Origin of the sequence: Streptomyces sp. NPDC007983, from assembly GCF_042958345.1 — a bacterium.
Classification (GTDB): domain Bacteria; phylum Actinomycetota; class Actinomycetes; order Streptomycetales; family Streptomycetaceae; genus Streptomyces.
Window position 1 is genome coordinate 168,369 of sequence record NZ_JBIBJI010000004.1, and the last position, 18,504, is coordinate 186,872.

An 18,504-nucleotide genomic window follows, 5' to 3' on the forward strand; every position below is an offset into this window, starting at 1 on the left:
GCGAAGGAGCCACCATGCCCGCCCCCGACGGCCGTTCACCCTCCGACGCGGCCACTCCCTCGTCGCGCTCCCGTCCGCCCCGCTGGTGGCTTCTGCTCGGCAGGGACCGGACGGCGGCCGCCGCGGCCGTCGTCCTGGCCCTGGTGTTCCTCGTCGCACTGTTCGGGCGCCTGTTCCTCGGCGACCGGGCGGTACGGCAGGACCTGCGCGCCTCGCTGCGTCCGCCCTCCCTCGACCACGGCCTCTCCGGGCTGCTCGGCACGGACGTCCTCGGACGCAGCGTGCTGGCCCGGCTGGTGGACGCCGCCGGGACGACGCTGTCCATCGCGGTGCCCGCCGTGCTGTGCTCGCTGCTGATCGGCTCCGCCCTGGGGCTGTGGGCCGGGTATCACGGAGGCGTGCGCGAGAACGTCGCGATGCGCGTTGCCGATGTCATCCTCAGCTTTCCGTCCCTGCTGATCGCGGTGGTCGTGCTGTACGTCTTCGCGCCCAGCGCGATGAACATCGTGCTGATCCTCGCCGTCGCCCGCGTCCCCGTCTATCTGCGCACCGCCCGCGCGGAGTCGGCAGAGCTGAGAAGCCGGCTGTTCGTCGACGCGGCCCGGACCTTCGGCACGCCCGGCTCGGCCATCATCTACCGGCACCTGCTGCCGATCGCGCTGCCGACACTGCTGACCGTGGCCACGCTCGACTTCTGCTTCGTCATGCTGACCGAGTCGTCGTTGAGTTTCCTCGGTATCGGCATCCAGCCGCCCGAGGTGAGCTGGGGGCTGATGGTGGCCCAGGGGCGGCAGTACCTCCGGACCGCCTGGTGGATCGCCGTGCTGCCGGGGCTCGCCATCATGCTCACCACCGTGTCGGCCACGGTGCTCGCCGCCTGGGTGCGCCTGGCCACGGACCCCGGACAGCGGTGGCGGCTGACGCTGCCCCGGAAGCGGCGCGGCAACCGGGCCGCCGTACCCCCGGAGATGATCGCGTGAACCCGTCCGCCCTGCCCGCGCCCGCCGCGACCGGCCGTCCCGTGCTCGAGGTCGACGGGCTCCGCGTCGATCTGCACACCCCCTCCGGCACGGTCCGCGCCGTGGACGGCGTCAGCTTCGGTGTGCACAAGGGGCGCACCCTGGCGCTTCTCGGCGAGTCCGGCTGCGGGAAGTCGATGACCGCGCTGTCCATCGCCGGGCTGCTCGACCCGGTGGCCGAGGTGACGGGCGGAGCCGTGCGGGTCTCCGGCACCGATGTGGTGCGGCTCGGCCGGGCCGAGCGCAGAAAGCTGGCCGGTCCCGTGCTGTCGATCGTCTTCCAGGACGCGCTGGCCGCGCTCAACCCGGTGCAGCCGGTCGGCCGGCAGCTCGCCGAGCCGTTCCGCATCCATCGCGGGCTGTCGCGGCGCCAGGCCGCGCAGAAGGCGGTGGAGCTGATGACACGCGTCGGCATCCCCGAGCCCCGGCTGCGGGCCCGCTCGTATCCGCATCAGTTCTCCGGCGGCATGCGTCAGCGGCTGCTGATCGCGATGGCCGTCGCCCTGGACCCCGATGTGCTGATCGCCGACGAGCCGACGACCGCGCTCGACGTCACCGTACAGGCGCAGATCATGCGGCTGCTGCGGGATCTGCAGACCGAGCGGGACATGGCGCTCGTGCTGATCACCCACGACCTGGCGGTGGTCGCCCGGCACGCGGATGACGTCGTGGTGATGTACGCGGGCACCGTGGTCGAGACCGGCCCGGTGCGGGACGTCTTCGCCCGCCCTCGCCACCCCTACACCAAGGCGCTCCTCAGTTCCGTGCCCGAACACGCCGTCAGGGGCCGCCCGCTGCCCGCCGTACCGGGCAGCCCGCCCGAGCTGAGCGCGGTGCCGTCCGGCTGTGTCTTCCAGGCCAGATGCCCGCTGGCCGCTGAGCGCTGCGTCCGGGAGCGCCCGCCCCTGGAGCCGGTGGCCGCCTCGCGCTCGGCCGCCTGCCACTTCTCCGAGGAGCTGGACCGTGGCTGAGAATGCGTCCGGGAAAGTGTCCGAGAGCCCTGGAACGCCGCTGCTCGACGTCCGCGGCGTGACGAAGTCGTTCGGCCACGGCCGCCGCAGGCTGACCGCGGTGGACGGAGTCGACCTCCGGGTGGGGCGCGGGGAGACCCTCGGTCTGGTGGGCGAGTCCGGATGCGGAAAGTCGACCCTGGCCAGGGTGGTGCTCGGGCTGGAGCGGCCGGACGCGGGAACGGTGCGCTTCGACGGCACCGACCCGTTCACACTGAAGGGCCGGGAGCTGCTGGCGTGGCGGCGCCGGGTGCAGATGGTGTTCCAGGACCCGTTCGCCTCGCTCAACGCCCGCATGTCCGCGGCCGATCTCATCGGCGAGCCGTGGCGCACCCACCGCGACATCGTGCCCACGGCGCGCGAGCGGGACCGCCGGATCGCCCGGCTGCTGTCCCTCGTCGGACTGCGCGAGAGCGACGCCCACCGCTACCCGAACGAGTTCTCCGGCGGGCAGCGGCAGCGCATCGGCATCGCCCGCGCGCTGGCCCTCGAACCCGACCTCATCGTGTGCGACGAGCCCGTGTCCGCGCTGGACCTGTCGGTGCAGGCCCAAGTCCTCAATGTGCTCTCCGAGTTGCGGACGCGGCTCGGCGTTTCCTATGTGTTCATCTCCCATGACCTGTCCGTGGTCCGCTACATCTCCGACCGGGTGGCGGTGATGTACCTGGGCAAGGTCATCGAACACGGCCGCGCCGACGACGTCTTCGACCGGCCGCTGCACCCTTACACCGCCGCCCTGATGTCGGCCGCTCCCCGGCTCGATGTGTCCGGCGCGGCGCCCGGGGAGGAGATTCCCCTGCACGGGGAGATCCCCTCCCCGTACGGCATCCCCTCGGGCTGCCGGTTCCGGACCCGCTGCTGGAAGAGCGAGCCCCGCTGCGCCGAGACCGCTCCCCCGGCCGTCACCCGCGACGCCACGGCGAACCCGGGCCGGGACCCGCACGAGGGCCTGTGCCACTTTCCGCTGGACGGCTGAGGTGGAGCGGTCGGGCGCGTCACGTGGACGGTCAGGACGGGTTGTCCGCGTGGGTGAGGGTCGTCCAGGCGCTGAAGTAGTTGTCGGTGCCGGACGGCCGGTGCGCCTCGGTGTACTTCTGGGTGTTGGACATGGCGATGCCGAGGCGGTTGTGGAGGGCGTTGAAGCCGACCTCGGTGACCTCGTCGAGGCCCTTCTTGACCGAGCCCCCGCACAGCCAGGACGGCACGGTGGCGCCGTTCTCGTAGGAGGTGTGGAAGCCCAGGGCGTAGCGCAGCCGGTCCTGGATCTTCGGGTAGAGGTCCTGGCCCTGGATGCGGCTGGTCTCGGCGATGTCCGCGATGGAGGCGAGGCCCCAGCCGGTGTGCCCGAAGTCGCGGCAGGTCTCCTGGGCGAGGCCGTCGGCGAAGGTGCTCTGGCCCTGCCAGTACTTGACGATCTCGGCCTCGGTGTCGATGCTGCTGCCCGCGGGCGGCTTGGGCAGATCGCCGTCACTGGTCAGGTAGACGTACGCCGGGACGCGGGCGAGGTAGGTGCTGACGGCCTTGTCGTAGCTGGTGCGGTCCTCGATGAAGACGGAAATGCCGATCGCGGCCTCGGTCATGACCAGTTGCCAGTTGCCGTTCTTGGTCTCGGCGCCGCTGATCACCTCGGGGAGGTAGACGTCGCGCAGCATGGTCGCGAAGCGGCCGGCGCCCGACCAGCCGCCGTCGTAGGTGTACTTGATGATCTCGGCGGCGCGCGGCCAGGTGGATCCGGCCCAGCCGGTCTGCAGCGGGGCGTTGGTGTTGGTGTGATCGGTGATGGTCGCGGACCAGGCGTCCATGATCTCGATCGCCTTCTTGGCGTAGCGGCTGTCCCGGGTGAAGTACCAGGCGAGCGCGTCGGTGTAGGCCGCGATGGCGTCCTGACGCTCGTCGGTACAGCCGTAGTTGGGGTTGGAGGACGATCCGCATTCCACGACGGCGCGGGGCTTGGGGTTACGCGACAGTGAGGCGTAGGAGCTGTCCATCATGTCGTCGTAGGCGGCCTTCCAGGGCTGCTGGCCGGCCTGCACCTTCGCCCGGGCGTAGTCGAGTTGCCCCCGGCTCACCAGCACTCCGGGGTGAGTGAACGTGGTCGGCGCGGCGGTCGCGCGGGGGGCCGGTCCGGTGAGCTGAAGGCTCAGCAGTCCGGCCAGCAGGGCGAGCACGCCGAGCAGGGCGGTTCTGGTTCGTGCCATCCGATGACCTCTTCCATGCTCGATGGGGGACGCGGTGGCGCAGGATTGGCCTGGACCATAGAGAGAGGTCGTGAACATGTCAATACTCATATGTGGATCGTGTTCATCTCCTTGTCCATGACAGGTCACTGTGACGCGGCGGTGCGGCCGATCTGGACGAGCAAGAACGTGTCCGATGTTCGGTCAGCCGGCTACTTGCCGGGTTCTGGGTGTCCGTTGCGGGAAGTCGGCTCGGACAGTGCCGCGCGCCGCAGGTGTTCGGCAAGCGCCGCGGTGGCCGTCGAGGCGGTCCGCGTCTTGGCGCCCCAGGCCAGCAGATGCCGGCGGCGTGACCAGGCATCCTGCAGGTGACACACGTCGAGTAGTTGGTTGGGGTCGATGGCGCGGCGCGGCACGACGGCGAGCCCGACGCCGGCGGCCGCGAGGGCGACGAGAATGTTGAGGCTGGCGACGCTGGTGCGGTATCGCACGACCGGAGCGTGCGGGCCGAGGTGCTTCTCGATCCAGCGCCGCAGCGAGGAGTCGGCGTTGAGTCCGACCATAGGGTGTTCGGCGACCTCGCTGTAGGCCAACGCGGTGCGCCCGGCGAGAATCCCGCCGGCCTGGCCGATCACAACGAGGGAGTCGTCGCCGAGGGGCTCCATCTCGAGGCCGCAGTCGCGGGCCTCGTCGTCGAGAACGACCCCCAGGTCCGCCTCGCCGTCGGCGAGCATCCGCACGGTCTGTGGGGTGCGGCTCTCGGAAACCGTGACGTCAACGTCCGGGTGCGCACGGAGGAATGAGACCAGGGCCTGCGGCACGAGTCGATGCATCGCGGAACCCCCGCCCAGCAGGGTCAGTGGAGCGGCAGGGGACCGGGTGTAGCTCGCCACGGCGCTTTCGAGGCGCGCGGTCTGGGCGAGAACGTCGCGTGCGTGGCGGGCCAGTGTCGTCCCCGCGGGGGTGGGTCTCACTCCCCGCCGGCCCCGGATCAGCAGTGCCACGCCGGCGTGGTGCTCCAGCGAGCGCACCCTGGCGCTGGCCGAGGGCAGGCTCAGGTGCATCCGGCGAGCACCCGCCGTGATCGACCCCTCGTCCACGATGTCGAGGAAGAGCCGTAGGTCGTCCAGGTCATAGCGCACCGTGTGAGCCTATGGCACAGCCTTATGCTGCGTTCGCCGATTACGCATTGTGCGCTCACCGGTCACGGGTGACGCTTGGCACGTGTCCGAGATGTTGCTTGTCCTGCTGGCCGGCGGGGCCGCCGGAGTATTGAACGCCATCGGCGGTGGCGGCACGTTCGTGGCGCTGCCCGCTCTGGTCGCGGCGGGCCTGTCCCCCGTGACGGCGAACGCGTCCTCGACCGTGGCTCTCGTACCCGGGGCGGTGGCCAGCGCGTGGGTCTATCGACGCGAACTCACCCCGGTCGGGGCGACGTCCATAAGAGCCCTGACAACGATCAGTGTGGTCGGGGGCGGGCTCGGCGCCGGTCTGCTGCTGACGCTGCCGGCGGCGTCGTTCGACGCCGCGGTGCCGTGGCTGCTCGCCTTCGCCACGGTGATCCTCGCCTTCGGGCGCCGCCTCTCCGGTGCGTTAAGCGCCGCCCTGGGCCGCCCTGTCGGCATGAGTCCCCGCACCGTACTGATCGGCCAGTTCCTCCTCGCCCTGTACGGCGGATACTTCGGCGGTGCCGTAGGCATCATGATGCTGGCCGTGTGGAGCATCGGCCTCGGCCTCGACACCGCGGTCAGCAACCCGATGCGGATCGCCCAGCTCGCGGCCATCTATCTCAGCGCGACCGTGCTGTTCCTCATCGCATCGGACGCACTGAGCAATCCGCTTGTTCTCACCGCCATGCTGGCCGGCGCGGTGACCGGCGGCTTCGCCGGCGCCCACCTCGGACGCCGACTCTCCGCCTGGCTGCTGCGGAGCATCATCCTGACCACCGCGGTGACCATGACCGTCCTGTATTTCTTACGCGGCTGACCACTCGGGGGAGCCGTGGTGATCTTCCCTCAATCGTCGGAGCTGAGGCTGACTGACATGACCGAAGGCGACACTGAAGCCGCCGCACCGTACACGGATGCGACGCGAGCGCGACTGGTGATGGCCTACGAGGCATGCGAACTGGCCGACCTCGCTCGCGCCGCCGTCCCGATCGGCGAGCACGAGCTGCATCCCGATGGCACCGTCCATTCCCCGGGCGCCACGCTGGCCGACGCCGCCCGAGTGCTCGGGGCCGCGCATCGGTTCTTCGAAGCCGCCGCCGTGTTCGAGCGACTGGGCGGCGCGAGCTGGCAACGCATCGGGGATGTCCTGGACGTAGCGCCCCACACCGCGCGGGGACGCTTCGCGACGGCCGAGGCGCGCTTCCGGGAGGAACTGCTGTCCCCCGAGGGGGCCGGCCCCGCCGGTGCCCTCGGCGAGGTGAGCTGGTGGCGGGCCTACATGGCCAGGGAACCGCTGGAAGCGGCGCTCGACCTCGATGACTGGGTACTGCGCCACGAGGACGGGGGCAGTGACCTCGGCACCGCGCCGGTGTCCGGCGGCCTGGTCCGGATGGACGCCGGGCGGCATATCGGCAGCGTCCCCGATCCGCCGGGGTTCTCTCACGACGGACCCGGTGAATGACGATCCGCCTGCCTCGTACCGATCGAACCCATGGCGCGTCCGGCGTCGTGGCGCTGGGAGCAGTGAGGAGAGAAACGTGGACCCTTCATCATCCGACGCCGCTCGGCTTCTGCGGGCCTTCGCCGTGCGCGTCCTGACCCTCGCACTTGTCGTCGGCATCGCGGGTGACACCCTGCTGACGCCCCTGCTCGCGCTGGCCGGACTCGGTCTTCTCCTCGCGTCGGCGGGCACGGCGGCGGAGGGCCGGCAGGACTCGTTCCAGGAGGTGTTCCAGCAGCCGCCCCACTGGAACCCCTGATTCGAGCCGTTCCCGGTCCTGCCGCCGACCGCGGCGGGACCGGGAACGGGCGTCCGGATGGGTCAGCAGCACCCGGCAGCGGCGTTTCAGAGCACCAATTCCTCCACATCGGCCGACACCCGTTCGAAACGCACCGGCAGGCTGCTGATCCCGGTGAGGAGGTTGGAGTAGATCCGCCTGACCGGCCCGACGATCTCGAAGCCGCTGGTGAAGTCGCGCAGCGCGAGCAGCATTTCGGAGATCTCCAGCCTTGCCAGATACGAGCCGACACAGAAGTGCGGACCGTGCCCGAACGCGATGTGCTTGTTCGGCGACCGGTCGATGAGGAACCGGTCCGGGTCGGCGAAGACGCTCTCGTCACGGTTCGCCGAGACATTCCACACGGTGACCACATCACCCTCCTTGATGCGGGTGCCGAGAATGTGCGTGTCCCGCACCGCGGTACGGCCGAAGTGCATGGTCGGTGAGGCCCAGCGCAACACCTCCTCCGTGGCCGACTTGACGGACACGTCGCCGCGCTTGAACGCCGCCCACTGATCCGGATTGGCGCCGAAGCTGTGCACGGAGTCGATCATTGCCAGGCGGCTGGTCGCGTCCCCGCCGAGGATCAGGCTGTAGCAGTTGAGCACGATCTCGTCCTCGCTGAGGTACTCGCCGTCGATCGTGCTACTGGCCAGCACGCTGACCACGTCCTCCTGCGGCGCGGCCCGGCGATCTTCCACCAGGTCGAGGAAGTACTGGAGGATGTTGTTGCGGGCGGCGTCGGCCGCCTCGGAGTACTCCCCCTGGTCGTCCGAGCTGATCGCGGATTTGGTCAGGGTGAGCATGTAGTCGTGGTCCTCGTCCGGAACCCCGAGCAGATCGCAGATCGTGGCCATCGGGATCTTGCTCGCGACATCCAGCGCGAAGTCGCATGCGCCACGGTCGACCGCCGCTGCCAGCAGCGTCCGGGTGGTCTGGCGGACGCTCTCGCCTATCCGGCTCAGCACGCGCGGCGAGAACGCCTTCAGCAGCACATTGCGCAGCTCCTTGTGCCGCTGCCCGTCGGTCACCGGGACCATCTTTCCGGCCGCCGAGTCACCCTCGCCGAGCAGCGTGATCAGGACGTTGCCGCGCTCCGAGGTGAAGGTGGCGTTGTCCCGGTAGAGGGAGACGATGTCGGCGTACCGGCTGAGCACCCAGAAGCCGGGAGCGTCCCCGACCGCCGGATGCCAGTAGAGCGGCTGGGTCGCCCGCAGCGTGCGCCAGTAGTCACTCAGGTCGTAATCCGCGAATGTCTGCGGGTCTCCAAGGTTCACGCTGGCGAGATCGTCCGGAGTCGCGCGGATGGGCAGGTCTTCCACGGGCTTACCTCCAGGTCGAGCCGGTGGGACGGATCAGAGGGCGAAAGACTGGGTTGCCGACAGCCGGGGATCGCCCGGCCGCAGATGCAGTGCTCCGTTCCGCGCGTCGAGGACAACGGCGGCGACGGTGCGTTCCCGGCGGATGTCGCCGTCGTCGGCCACACAGATCGGCGGCCGGGACAACACCGAAAAGTGCTCGTCGGGATCCGCGTTCGCGGGCAGGGCCCGCAGACCGGACGCGGCCGTCTCGAAGCGGCGCAGCGAGGAGTTGCGCGCGAAGACGTTCAGCTCGTCCCGGCCGGCGAAGTCCGGGTCGAGGAAATGGTTGGTGTGCACCGACTCCCGCGCCCTCGTCACACGGTACTCGTCGCCGATGACCTCCACGCAGGCGGTCCCGGTGGCGTCGGCGAGCACGATCGCGCGGGAGCTGGCGAAGGGCAGGGAGCGCAGGGTGGCGATGGCCGACTCCACCGAGGTCGCGGTGTCCAGCAGGTGACGAATGGCCAGGTACGGCGGCAGCCCCGGACCCCATCGGCCGCCGAGCACCAGGTTCAGACCGACCGCGAGCCCACAGGAGTTGACGCCCAGGTAGCCGAGCAGCCCGGCGAAGCTCAGTACGAGGGCCCTCCGGCCGCCGTGGCCGACGTCGAGCACCGCGATCTGGTCGTCCAGATTCCCGTTCAGGTCCACGGTCTGCGCCAGCACCCCCGGCCGCGCGTAGACGGTGCAGTCACCCCTGGTGGGGATCCGTTGGTAGCCCACGACCTCGCGGCGCAACTGCAGCAGCGTCGCCTCGTCGAGGGTCAGCCCGGCACCGGCCGCGAGCCCGGCGATCTCGTCGGCCAGCCGGGGCGTCGACCGGGTGATCACCGCCCGGTGGGCGGCGATGTCACCGGCCAGGCCGGCCATCGAAACGGCCGTGGGCAGCAGGTGGTTGAGCCGGGCGACGCCGTCGTCCAGGAAGTCGCGCAACCGCTTCCTCAGCGCGCTGCCGTGCGCGAATCCGAGGTCGTACGGTTCGCCCTGGGCGACGATGTGCGCCAACTTCGCGGCGGTCGTCACGCCGCGTCCGCCGTGGCCGTGAGCCGGTCGCGCACCGACGGCCATTCGCCGCGCAGGATGCTGTAGTACACGGCGTCGCGGCGGGTGCCGTCCGGCATCGGATTGAAGCTGCGCAGGATTCCCTCCTCGGTCGCGCCGATGTTGCGCAGGGCGCGGCGGGCCTGTTCGTTGCGCCGGTCGGTCTTGAACTCCACGCGCTCGGCGCCGAGCCGCTCGAAGGCGTTGTGCAGCAGCAGCGATTTGGCGTGGCGGTTGAGCCCGGTACCGCGGAAGTCCCGGCCGAGCCAGGACCAGCCGATCTCCAGCCGGCCGTCCGGCTCGGACAGGTTGCCGTAGGACATCGACCCGGCGGTGCGGCCGGTGGCCAGATCAGTGATGTGGAAGACGACCCGCCGGCCGGCTCCGTGGTCGGCGATCATCGTGTCGAAGAAGGTCTTGAAGGACGCCTCGTCGCTGACCAGGGCCACGAAGTAGCGCCAGATGGCCGGATCCATCGCCACCGACCGGATCGGCTCCCGGTCGGCTTCGGTGAGGGGCCGCAGACGGACGACTCCGTCGTCCAGTACGGTCGCCGCGCGCTCGGACCAGCTCATCTCAGCTCACCCCCGCATGCTTGGACAGCGCCTCGGTGACCTGCCGTAGCGTGCGCATCGCGGCGAGGTCGTGCTCGGTGAAGTGGTGCAGGCCGACCTGGGTCCGGTCGCAGACCGCGGTCAGGAACAGCACCTTGTTCAGTGACGTGAGGCCGAGGTGGTCGAACTCCGCGTCGGGGTCGATGGTCTCCGGCAGCGGGTCCTGTGGCAGGACCTCGGCCAGCGCGGCGCGGGCCGTCGTCTCTACGGTGTCAGGCACGGATTCCCTCCTCGGGGTCGATGACGAGGCGGTGGTAGCGTGCCTCGATCTGCTTGCGGCGGGGCTTGAACTGGGAGCTGAGCAACCCGTTGTCGACGGTGAACCGCTCCGCCAGGACGGCCTTGGCGATCCGCTGGTCGTGGTCGAGGGCGGCGTTGGCCTCCCGCAGCGCCGCCGCGATCACCTCGGTGTTCGCCGGGTGCGCCGCAGGCGAGACGATGGCGACGAGCTGGCGCTGCGACGGGTTGGTCACGACGCAGTCCTCGATCACCGGACAGGCCTTGAGACGTTCCTCGATCGGCCGGACGACGATCTTCTTGCCGTTGTCCAGCACGATCACGTCGTCGGCCCGTCCGTACACGAACAGATAGCCGTCTTCGTCGAGGTGGCCGAGGTCGCCCGTGCGCACGACGCCCCCGGGCTTGAACATCGCTTCCGAGTCTCCGGGCTCCGCATGCTCGTAGCGGGTGGCCACGGGGTGCTCGCTGTGGACGTTGATCACGCCGTCCACGTCGATGAGGACCTTCTTGCCCGGCAGGACTTGGCCGACGCTGCCGGGCCGGTGCGCGCCGGGGTGGTTCTTCGTCACGACGCAGGTCTCGTTGAGCCCGTAGCCTTCGAAGATCGGCAGGCCGGCCTCGGTGAAGAAGCGCAGTGTGGCCGGATTCGCCGGTGCGGATCCCGTCCACAAATAGCGGATCCGGTCGCCGAACATCCGCACCGCCGCCTCGGCCGGTGAGACCCCGGTGCGGGCGGCCGTGGCCTCCAGGTGGGCGCGCGCCGTCTCGAAGAAGCCGGGCACGCCCATCACCACCGTCGGCCGCGCGGTGCGCAGCGTGGCGAACGCGGCCTCGTAGGTGCTGATGGTGACGTCGTGCCCGAACACGAGCGCCGAGTACACCCAGTACCGCTGCTGCAACAGCGAAAGCGGCAGGAATACGAAGATGTCGTCACCGGGGCCGTGTGCGAACATCTCCTGCACCCCGGCGAGCGAGCTGTCGATGCTTCCGACGCTCGCCAGCAGCGACTTGGCCGGGCCGCTGCTGCCCGAGGTGAACTTCAGCGCGGGTGCCTCGCCGGGCTCCCACACCACCGTGGGCAGGTCCGCTTCCGATGGTGGGAGCCCGCGCACGTCGGCGATCGGGCGCACCCGGTCGGCGGTCTCGTCCTGGTCGGTGAACAGCACCGTGAGGCCGTAGCGGTCGGCGAGTTCAGCCCCGGAGGCGTCGAACTTTCCGGGGTCGAATCCCGCGGTCACCGCCTTGATGCGCAGCGCGGCCAGATCGAGCAGCACCCACTCCAGCGAGTTCGCCGCGAGGATGCCGATCCGGTCCCCCGGCCCGACGCCGAGGTTGGACAGGTACGCGGCGACCCGGCCGGCCTCTTCCCAGACCTCGGTGAGATCCCATGACTCGGTCGTGCCGAGGCGGGCGACGGACAGCCGGTTGCCCGGCCGCGGTGGGCCGCCGACCAGCTGGTTGATCACGCTCATGAAGCCTCCTGGATCCGGGCGGCCATCGCCCGTACGGTGTTCACCCGGACCAACTCCGACAACGGGATGGTGACCTTGTAGCGCTTGCGCACACCGGCCAGGATGCGGGCCGACGCGAGCGAGTCGGCGCCGACCTCGGTCAGCGGGGTCAGGACGTCCACGTCGGGTACTTTGAGGACACCGGCCCACAGCTCCGCGAGCTCCCGCTCGATGCCGTCCGCCGGCGCGGCGCCGCCGGACGGGGTGGTCTCGGCCCCGGGCAGGTCCTCCGTGGCCAGTCGCGATCGGTCGACCTTGCCGTTGGCGGTCAGTGGCAGGCTGTCGTGCCACACCACAACGGACGGAACCATGTATTCGGGCAGTTGCCCGCGCAGCGCCGTACGCAACTCGTCCTCCAGGCGCCGCTCGCCGCCCGGCACCGGCGGATCCTGGTCGCTCGGCACCAGATGCGCGACCAGCCGGTCGCCCCGGCTGCCCGGCCGACGGGCCACCACCGCCTGGCGCACACCGGGCAGCGCGACCAGCCGGCTCTCCACCTCACCCGCTTCGACGCGGTAGCCGTTGACCTTGATCTGGAAGTCCGCGCGGCCGAGGATGTCGATCTCCCCGGACGGCAGGTAGCGGCCGAGGTCACCGGTCCGGTAGAGCCGTACGCCCCGGCGCCGGTCGACGAAGAACTTCTCGTCGGTCGCCCGCTCGTCCTTCCAGTACCCGCGGGCCAGGCCGGTCCCCGAGGCGAAGATCTCGCCGGTCACCCAGTCCGGCAGGTCCTGTCCGTCCTCGTCGAGCACGTACACCTTGTTGTTGTCGTTCGGCCGCCCGTACGGGATGTTCCGCGAGCCGTCCTCGTCCGGGCCGATCGGGTGGACGACGTTCCAGACCGTCGTCTCGGTCGGCCCGCCGAGCGAGACGACGTCGAGCCCGGGCAGGCTCGTCCGCAGGGCCGCCGGGAGCTCCGGCGGGATGCGGTCGCCGCTCATCATCACCAGGCGCAGTTCGGCGAGGGCGGAGAGGCCGTCGGCGAGGGCCTGTTCGTGCAGCAGCGCCACGACCTGCGGCACCGAGTTCCACACCGTGACCCCGCCCCGCGCGCACATCTCCAGCCAGTGCCCCGGGTCCGCGGCCTTGTCGTGGTCGGGCAGCACGAGCGCGGCACCGACGGACAGCGCGCCGAACACGTCGTAGACGGACAGGTCGAAGCTGAACGCGCTGACCGCGAACAGCCGGTCGCCCGGGCCGACGCCGAACCGGCGGGTGCAGTCCGCGACGACGTTGGCCACGCTGCGGTGGCTGACCATGACGCCCTTCGGCGTGCCGGTCGTGCCCGAGGTGGGCAGCACATAGGCGAGGTCGTCGGGGTCCGCTCCGGAGACCGGGACCTCCACCGTCTCGTCGGCCGCGGTGTCGTCGGGTTCGGTGGAGCAGTCCAGCGCCAGGACCGTGCGCCGCCCTTCGGGGTCGCTCCAGCCGGTGTTGGTGAGGACGCAGCGCACCTCTCCGGTGTCGAGGAGTTCCTGCTGCCTGCGTGCGGGCAGGTCCGCGTCGACCGGCAGATAGGCCGCGCCCGCCAGGAGAGTGGCCATGATCCCGACGATCTGCTCCGAGCCCCGGGCCATCACGAGGCCGACGAGTGTGTCGCGGCCGACTCCGTTGGCGCGCAGCCGGTCCGCGGTGGCGCGGGCCCGCCGGCACAGCTCGGCATAGCTCAGCTCACCGGCCGAGGTGATCACCGCGGGGGCTTGCGGACTGCGCCGTGCGGCGGCCAGGAAGGGTTGCTGCAGCAGCTCTTGGGGAAGCGGCCGGTCGGTGTCGTTCGCGGCGTGCCTGCGCTCGCGCTGTGCGGCGGGCAGCAGGTCGAACACGTGATGGTGCCACTGGCTCTTGTCGGTGAGCAGGTCGAGCAGGCGCTGGTACCCCTGTGCCAGATCGTCCAGCAGGCCGTCCGGGAACAGTTCGTCGACGCCGTCGAGCTGGACGACGACACCACCGTGCTGCTCCATGGCGAACACGTTGAGCCAGGTCTGCGGTGTCTGGCTGATCGTGTACACCTCGGGTCCGAACAGCTCCAGCGCGGAGCCGTCCACGTCCGCGAGCGGATAGCCGATGGCGCTGTTGAAGGTGAAGGGCATGCGCGGCTGCCCACCGCTGCGCAGGCCCAGTTCCCGCAGCACCTCGATTCCGGAGAAGTGCCGGTTGTCGAGGTCGGTCCGCAGCCGCTCCTGCACCGCCTTGGCCCGCTCGGCGAACGGGACATCGCGGTCCAGCTCGACCGCGACGAGCATCGGGTCGCTGTACTGCCCGATCGACTCCAGGATGCGCGGGTGGATCGGCGGCCGGTTGGCCACCGTGGTGGTCAGGGTGAACCGGCGGCCCGCGCCCCAGCACGCGAGGGTTTCGGCGTACGCGGCGAACAGCAGGCCGGACGGGGTGATACCGGCCTCGGCGGCGTGCTCCTTGAGTGCTGCCCACCGCGCCGACGGCACCCGGACGACACGCTGCGAGAACCGTGGTGTGGTGATCTCGGACGGGCTCTTCGCCAGTGGCAGTTCGGGATGCCCCCACAGGCTTCCGCCGTCCAGCCGCTCCAGCCAGTACGCCTTGGACCGGGCGTAGGGCTTGCGGGTGCGGGCGGCCTCGAGCCCGGGCACGTAGGCCTGGAACGAGGCCTCCTCGTCGGCCGGTTGCCGCTCTCCGCCGTACCGCTCCCACCAGTCGCGGAAGAACAGGAACATGCTGATCCCGTCCATGACCAGCCCGTCATGACCGACGTGCAGGACCATCCTGTCCTCGGCCAGCAGCGACACCTCGGCCGCCAGGAGCGGCGCCCGGTCGGTCGGCAGCATCCGGTGCGTCCAGCGCGCGCGTTGCGCGGCCAGGCCGGTGCCGTCGTCGTTCCGCAGGTCGACCCGGTTGATCCGGACCTCGACCCGCGGTGCCTGGACCTGGGTCTGCGCCGACGTGAACCGGGTGCGCAGGCAGTCGTGCCGGGCGACCACCGAGTTGAGCGCGGCCTCGAGCCGGTCGACGTCCCAGTGGCCCTCGATCTCGTGGTAGACGTAGCTGGCCACGTTGCCCAGCTCGAACACCTCGTCCCGGCCGGCCAGATAGCCCTGCTGCAACGGGGTCAGCGCATACCCGGGGTCCGGGGTGAGGTGGGCGATGAGCTCGGCCTTGACGGCCTTGATCCGGCCGACCAGTTCGGCGTCCACGCGCTCGCGCGGCCCCTGGAGCCGCAGATCCTCACCGGCGGTAACGATGCTCAGGCCACGGGCGCTGATCTCTTCCAAGACCGTCAGGTAACTGGTCACGCGGCCACCGCCTGGGCCAGCTTCCGGCTCAGCGCGTCCACGTTCTGCTCGGAGAGCAGCTCCGACACCGGCACATCGAGATCCAGTCGCTCCAGGATCTGGTACTGCACCGCGACCGCCTGCAACGAGGAGGCGCCCAGCTCCAGCAGCGTCCTGTCCGCCACCACCGCCTCCGCGGGCAGCCCAAGGGTGGTCCGGACGATGTCGGCGAACCAGGGCAGCGAGTCCGGCGCGGCTTCCCGCGGTGCGGAGTCGGGCGGTTCGGCGGCGGACGGTTCGGCGGCGAAGAAGACCTGGCCGGTGAGGTCCACACGGGTCCCTGCCGGTACCAGGTCCACCGTGGACGGCCAGGCCGCCTCCTCCTCGCCGAGCAGGGCGGCGAGGCGAACGGCGAAGCGCGGCATGACCGGCGTGGCGACCCTCGACAGCAGCCGGGCCGCGGCCAGTTCCAGCGCCATCGCCGTACGGTTCTCCGACTGCCATCCGGACGCGCCGGCGAGCAGCCTCTCGCGCTCGGCGAACGCCCGCGCGTCGGTGACGATGCCCTCCAGTTCGGCGGTGGCCGCCCGCAGGGAGAACCCGTCCTGCCCGAGGTGCGCGGTCACGGCCGCAAGGCGTCCGCCGAGCCGGGCGTAGAACGCGGTGTGTTCGGGGGTCCAGATACCGGCGTCCGGAACCACGCCGTCGTAGTGCGTGCGCAGCCGGCGGCCGAGGTCGTCGAGCCAGCCCTGCCACCCGTCGATCAGCACGTCCCCGACGGTCGCGAGGTAGGCCTCCCGGTCGAAATTGGTGCGCTCCCCCTCCGCGCGGGTGCGGGACAGATAGAACCGCACCGCGTCCGCGGTCTCCCGCGCGAGGATCTCCTTGCCCCACACCGCGTGCCGCCTGCTGGTGGAGAACTTCTGGTTGTCCAGCAGATAGAACTCGTTGACGTGGTAGTCGATGTCGGGCTCCCAGTCCGGGAACGCGAGCCGGTACAGCACCGGGTAGAGGATCGAGTGGTAGAAGCTGTTGTCGTAGCCGAAGAAGTGCACGATCTTCCAGTCCTGCTCCGGCTTGTCCGCGTGCCACGTCTCGCCGATCCGGGCGCCGAGTGCGGCGATGCCGTGCAGGAAGCCGTACGACATCTCCGGCCACACCCAGATCACCTGATCGTCGACGCCGCGTGGCGCGACCCCCCACCGGGAGGCGTGACTCAGCGGCAGTTCGAAGGTCTTCCGTGCGAACACCCGCTCGGCCAGTTCCCGCAGTCGCGCGGGCAACCGGCCGAGTCGGTGGTGCGCGGCGACGACCTCGCGGAACTCGTGCAACGGCAGGGTGAGCCGGGCCAGGCTGCCCCTGCGGACCGAGCCCGAAACGCGGCTGCGCGCGTCGACGAGGTCGGCGGCGTTGTTGGGCTCACCGCACTCCTCGCAGATGTTGCCGTTGGTCCCGGCCGCGCAGGAGGGGCAGGTGCCGGACACGTCGACCTCATAGAGGTACTGGCCGGTCTCCCGGTCGAAGAGCGCGGGCAGTTCCTGCCGGGTCACCTTGCCCGACGCCTCCAGCGCCGCGAAGAAGTCGCGCAGGCCCTCACGGTACTCGGGGTCCGTACTGGTCACGGTGAACTGGTCGGGCCGGATGTCCATCAGCTCGAGCGTTCTGGCGATCTCGGCACCGTAGTGCGCGGCGACCTGCTCGGGTGTGCTCTGATCCTGCTCGGCCTTGGCGATCACATAGCTCTGGTGGTCGTCGCTGCCGGTCAGGTGCCACGCGCGGACTCCGTTCATCCGCTGGAACCGGACGAAGGCGTCCGCGCCGAGATACGGACCGGACAGATGCCCGAGGTGCAGGTCGCCGTTGGGGGTCGGCGGGGTGGAGAAGACGAACACGGGCCGTTGCGCGAAGCGCCGCCGGCCGGTGCGCACGGCCACCTCGCCGGCGTGCCGGGGCTCACGCCAGTAGCACGTCACGAACACGACATCGACATCGCCGGTGTTGTCGAGCACATGCGTCTCGAACGGGTCGAACTTGATGACCGTGCCCGGCGCCACCGGATGTCGCGCGCCGTCCACCACGACCTCGCCGCTGCCCGACACGATGACGAACATCTCGATCTCGTCGTGCTGGTGCGCCTCGGAGCGCCTGCCCGGCGCCACCCGGCCCCAGCCCGCACCCAGATTGACGACGCCGGGAAGATCAATCGTGCTCATGTCGATGCCGAAGGCATCACTGAGCGCCGCGGGGTCGAAGGTGTCGATCCTCATCGCAAACTCCCTTTCACGCTCATGTCGAACAACTGGACGGCCTCAGCCGCGATGGCTGGGGCGAGGCGATAGCCGGATCCGTTGGCCGCGCCCGCGAAGACCACCCGGCCGCCCGGGTCGAGTCGGCGCACCAGCGGCTCTCCGGAAGCGCTGAAGGCGTCGCAGAACACGCGCCCGGAGGTGCAGCGCGGCGCGAGCGACGGCGCGTAGCGGCTCAGGCATTCACGGGCCCGCTCCACGTCGTGCTCGACGAGGTCGGCGCCGACCTCGTCGGGGTCGACGTCCCAGTCCTGGCACGTGTAGCTGAACAGCCAGTGCCCTCGGTAGGCGAGGGGAAGCAGGAATGCGTCCTCGTCGTGGAAGACGACCGCCCGGTCGCTCTCGTCCACGTGCTGGTCGATGTGCAGGGCGACGATCTTCTTGACGCGGGCACCCAGCGGCGCGACCAGATCGGCCCATGCGGGCGCGTCCAGCCACGGTCCCGGCGCGAGCACCACGCGATCGGCGAACAGCCGGTCGCCCGTGCTGAGCGCGAGCCCGACACCGGCGTCGCCGGGTTCGACCGCGGTGACACGGACTGCCTCCCGCACGTCGACGCGCGGACGCAGACCGGTGACCAGCGCCTGGACCAGACGGTGCACATCGGCGTAGTTCGCGCCGCCGACATCCCACACCGACGTACCCGGCGGCACACGGACCTCGGCGCCGCAGGCGTCCAGCTCGCTCGGGGAATCGTCGCGGCGGACCAGGTCCGCGTAGATCCTCTCCAGGTCGCCGTGGTCGGCCCGCGACACCACCGACATGCCGACCGGATGGATCGGCGACGCGGGCTGGCCGGCCTTGAGCCGCTCGTAGAACCTCTGGCTGTGTTCCGACATCCGGCGCACCCGCTCGTTCTTCCCGCGCGGGAAGTGCAGCCCGGCCGAACGCCTGCTGGCGCCGCAGCCCACGAAGTCCCGGTCGATGAGCAGCACCCTGCTCGCCGGGTGCCGGTGGACGATCTCCCTGGCCGTCAGGGACCCGATGATGCCCCCGCCGACCACCGCAACGGTGCCCAGGTCCATCC

16 protein-coding genes are annotated in these 18,504 nt (G+C 70.5%); 6 read left to right on the forward strand and 10 right to left on the reverse strand.

Annotated features, from left to right (window positions below; genetic code table 11):
• The first annotated feature begins 14 nt into the window (after positions 1-14).
• The 3 genes from ACFZCY_RS14385 to ACFZCY_RS14395 are packed head-to-tail and all read left to right on the forward strand — an operon-like array spanning position 15 to position 3,005.
• Positions 15-980, forward strand: coding sequence for an ABC transporter permease subunit (locus ACFZCY_RS14385; RefSeq protein WP_391172421.1), 966 nt, complete (start codon positions 15-17; stop codon positions 978-980).
• Positions 977-1,990 (forward strand): oligopeptide/dipeptide ABC transporter ATP-binding protein, encoded by a 1,014-nt coding sequence (locus ACFZCY_RS14390; RefSeq protein ID WP_391172423.1) that lies wholly within the window; start codon positions 977-979, stop codon positions 1,988-1,990. The genes ACFZCY_RS14385 and ACFZCY_RS14390 overlap by 4 nt, the downstream gene beginning before the upstream one ends.
• Positions 1,983-3,005 (forward strand): oligopeptide/dipeptide ABC transporter ATP-binding protein, encoded by a 1,023-nt coding sequence (locus ACFZCY_RS14395; RefSeq protein WP_391172425.1) that lies wholly within the window; start codon positions 1,983-1,985, stop codon positions 3,003-3,005. Before ACFZCY_RS14390 ends, ACFZCY_RS14395 begins: the two co-directional genes overlap by 8 nt.
• A 31-nt stretch (positions 3,006-3,036) precedes the next feature.
• Here the strand turns inward: ACFZCY_RS14395 and ACFZCY_RS14400 are convergent, their stop codons facing one another.
• Positions 3,037-4,227 carry an alginate lyase family protein gene (locus ACFZCY_RS14400; RefSeq protein ID WP_391172428.1) on the reverse strand — a complete coding sequence of 397 codons (1,191 nt, stop codon included), beginning with the start codon at positions 4,225-4,227 and terminating at the stop codon, positions 3,037-3,039.
• Positions 4,228-4,418: 191 nt separating this feature from the next.
• Complete coding sequence (locus tag ACFZCY_RS14405) at positions 4,419-5,348, reverse strand: LysR substrate-binding domain-containing protein (RefSeq protein ID WP_391172430.1); 930 nt, start codon at positions 5,346-5,348, stop codon at positions 4,419-4,421.
• A gap of 82 nt (positions 5,349-5,430) precedes the next feature.
• Between ACFZCY_RS14405 and ACFZCY_RS14410 the strand changes: the two genes are divergently transcribed.
• The 3 genes from ACFZCY_RS14410 (at position 5,431) to ACFZCY_RS14420 (ending at position 7,135) form a co-directional block, all read left to right on the forward strand.
• Entirely contained in the window at positions 5,431-6,192 is a 762-nt protein-coding gene (locus tag ACFZCY_RS14410) for a TSUP family transporter (RefSeq protein ID WP_391172432.1), read from the forward strand.
• 57 nt (positions 6,193-6,249) lie between these two features.
• Positions 6,250-6,837: a hypothetical protein gene (locus ACFZCY_RS14415; RefSeq protein ID WP_391172434.1), complete on the forward strand. Its 588-nt coding sequence runs from the start codon at positions 6,250-6,252 to the stop codon at positions 6,835-6,837.
• 76 nt (positions 6,838-6,913) lie between these two features.
• Positions 6,914-7,135: a hypothetical protein gene (locus ACFZCY_RS14420; protein WP_391172436.1), complete on the forward strand. Its 222-nt coding sequence runs from the start codon at positions 6,914-6,916 to the stop codon at positions 7,133-7,135.
• 86 nt (positions 7,136-7,221) lie between these two features.
• Here ACFZCY_RS14420 and ACFZCY_RS14425 read toward each other — a convergent pair whose 3' ends face one another.
• Genes ACFZCY_RS14425 through ACFZCY_RS14460 form a run of 8 tightly spaced genes read right to left on the reverse strand, consistent with a single transcriptional unit; the run spans position 7,222 to position 18,502 of the window.
• Positions 7,222-8,478, reverse strand: a complete 1,257-nt coding sequence (locus ACFZCY_RS14425) for a cytochrome P450 (RefSeq protein WP_391172438.1) — start codon at positions 8,476-8,478, stop codon at positions 7,222-7,224.
• A 33-nt stretch (positions 8,479-8,511) separates the two neighbouring features.
• On the reverse strand, positions 8,512-9,540 hold the full coding sequence (locus tag ACFZCY_RS14430) for a C45 family autoproteolytic acyltransferase/hydolase (RefSeq protein WP_391172440.1): 1,029 nt from the start codon (positions 9,538-9,540) through the stop codon (positions 8,512-8,514).
• Positions 9,537-10,133: a GNAT family N-acetyltransferase gene (locus tag ACFZCY_RS14435; RefSeq protein WP_391172443.1), complete on the reverse strand. Its 597-nt coding sequence runs from the start codon at positions 10,131-10,133 to the stop codon at positions 9,537-9,539. The genes ACFZCY_RS14430 and ACFZCY_RS14435 overlap by 4 nt, the downstream gene beginning before the upstream one ends.
• A 1-nt stretch (position 10,134) precedes the next feature.
• Positions 10,135-10,392 (reverse strand): phosphopantetheine-binding protein, encoded by a 258-nt coding sequence (locus ACFZCY_RS14440; protein ID WP_391172445.1) that lies wholly within the window; start codon positions 10,390-10,392, stop codon positions 10,135-10,137.
• A complete protein-coding gene (locus ACFZCY_RS14445) occupies positions 10,385-11,884 on the reverse strand; it encodes an AMP-binding protein (RefSeq protein ID WP_391172447.1) in 1,500 nt (499 codons plus the stop codon). Before ACFZCY_RS14445 ends, ACFZCY_RS14440 begins: the two co-directional genes overlap by 8 nt.
• Positions 11,881-15,192: an amino acid adenylation domain-containing protein gene (locus ACFZCY_RS14450; RefSeq protein WP_391172449.1), complete on the reverse strand. Its 3,312-nt coding sequence runs from the start codon at positions 15,190-15,192 to the stop codon at positions 11,881-11,883. Before ACFZCY_RS14450 ends, ACFZCY_RS14445 begins: the two co-directional genes overlap by 4 nt.
• The gene (locus ACFZCY_RS14455) at positions 15,189-17,438 is read right to left on the reverse strand and encodes a class I tRNA ligase family protein (protein ID WP_391172451.1); all 2,250 of its coding nucleotides are present in this window, start codon (positions 17,436-17,438) and stop codon (positions 15,189-15,191) included. The genes ACFZCY_RS14450 and ACFZCY_RS14455 overlap by 4 nt, the downstream gene beginning before the upstream one ends.
• On the reverse strand, positions 17,435-18,502 hold the full coding sequence (locus ACFZCY_RS14460; RefSeq protein ID WP_391172453.1) for an FAD-dependent oxidoreductase: 1,068 nt from the start codon (positions 18,500-18,502) through the stop codon (positions 17,435-17,437). Before ACFZCY_RS14460 ends, ACFZCY_RS14455 begins: the two co-directional genes overlap by 4 nt.
• Positions 18,503-18,504 lie beyond the last annotated feature (2 nt).

Coding starts and splice junctions, on each gene's coding strand:
- ACFZCY_RS14385 (WP_391172421.1), top strand. CDS start 15: ATGCCCGCCCCCGACGGCCGTTCACCCTCCGACGCGGCCACTCCCTCG.
- ACFZCY_RS14400 (WP_391172428.1), bottom strand. CDS start 4,227: ATGGCACGAACCAGAACCGCCCTGCTCGGCGTGCTCGCCCTGCTGGCC.
- ACFZCY_RS14415 (WP_391172434.1), top strand. CDS start 6,250: ATGACCGAAGGCGACACTGAAGCCGCCGCACCGTACACGGATGCGACG.
- ACFZCY_RS14435 (WP_391172443.1), bottom strand. CDS start 10,133: ATGAGCTGGTCCGAGCGCGCGGCGACCGTACTGGACGACGGAGTCGTC.
- ACFZCY_RS14445 (WP_391172447.1), bottom strand. CDS start 11,884: ATGAGCGTGATCAACCAGCTGGTCGGCGGCCCACCGCGGCCGGGCAAC.
- ACFZCY_RS14455 (WP_391172451.1), bottom strand. CDS start 17,438: ATGAGGATCGACACCTTCGACCCCGCGGCGCTCAGTGATGCCTTCGGC.
- ACFZCY_RS14460 (WP_391172453.1), bottom strand. CDS start 18,502: ATGGACCTGGGCACCGTTGCGGTGGTCGGCGGGGGCATCATCGGGTCC.